Raw genomic sequence first — 392 nt, 5'->3', positions numbered from 1 at the left:
GCCCTTTGTAGCTTGACCTTAAAATTGTATTCTTACAAAGGATTTTTATATACCTTTAGCTTTACTTTATTCACTGTGCAATTTTCAAAGAACATAGCTAGGCATCCAAAATCTACGATTTTGTGATGATCAGCTACTTCCCAATTTTATTGAGAAGTTTCAATTTTGAGAGAATGGTCTCTCAAAATTAAACAGAGAATTCAGCCTTCAGAAAGAATTTTCTTCTTTCTATTCTCCTTAGAAAGGAGGTGATCCAGCCGCAGGTTCTCCTACGGCTACCTTGTTACGACTTCACCCCAATCACTAATACCACCTTCGGCCGCTGGCTCCTTACGGTTACCTCACGGACTTCGGGTGTTACCAGCTCTCATGGTGTGACGGGCGGTGTGTAC

At 41.3% G+C, this 392-nt stretch carries 1 rRNA gene; it reads right to left on the bottom strand.

Annotation, left to right across the window (positions count from 1 at the left end):
* Nucleotides 1-241: 241 nt before the first annotated feature.
* Nucleotides 242-392: ribosomal RNA gene (locus ERX29_RS10860) — 16S ribosomal RNA — on the bottom strand; the annotation flags it as partial.

This window comes from Macrococcus lamae (genome assembly GCF_004359545.1).
Lineage (GTDB): Bacteria > Bacillota > Bacilli > Staphylococcales > Staphylococcaceae > Macrococcus > Macrococcus lamae.
Note: the sequence above shows the minus strand (reverse complement) of the source record. Positions and strands in the feature narration are given on the sequence as shown.